Raw genomic sequence first — 553 nt, 5'->3', positions numbered from 1 at the left:
CCGCCGCTTCCTCCAGCAGGTGCGCCTCAAGTACCCCGGCAACGACGCCGTGCTGCGCCGCCTCTCGATCATCGATGAATCGGGCGAGCGGGCCGTCCGCATGGCCCACCTCGCCACCGTCGGCTCCCACCACGTCAACGGCGTCGCCGCCCTCCACAGCGCCCTGGTCAAGCAGGACCTCTTCCCCGAATTCGCCGCCCTCTGGCCCGAGAAGTTCACCAACGTCACCAACGGCGTCACCCCCAGGCGCTGGGTCGCCCTGGCCCATCCCTCCCTGCACGCCCTGCTCTGCGAGACCATCGGCCCCGACTGGCCCGCCTGGCCCCAGTCGCTCCGTCGCCTGGAGGAGCTGCAGCACGACGGGGCCTTCCTGGAACGCTGGGGCCAGTGCAAGCGGACCGCCAAGCAACGCCTGGCCGGCTACATCCAGCGGGAGCTGGAGCTGGCCGTCGACCCGGACAGCCTCTTCGACGTGCAGGTGAAGCGCATCCACGAGTACAAGCGCCAGCACCTCAATGCCCTCCAGGTGATCGCCCAGTACCTGCGCATCAAG

The 553-nt window shown here is 69.4% G+C and carries 1 protein-coding gene; it reads left to right on the top strand.

Annotated features, from left to right (window positions below):
• Positions 1–553, top strand: a 553-nt coding sequence (locus KUG39_RS16970) for a glycogen/starch/alpha-glucan phosphorylase (RefSeq protein WP_216916609.1), incomplete at both ends; no start/stop codon positions are given.

It is taken from the genome of Synechococcus sp. CCAP 1479/10 (genome assembly GCF_019038515.1).
Taxonomy (GTDB): Bacteria; Cyanobacteriota; Cyanobacteriia; order PCC-6307; family Cyanobiaceae; genus Cyanobium.
Note: the sequence above shows the minus strand (reverse complement) of the source record. Positions and strands in the feature narration are given on the sequence as shown.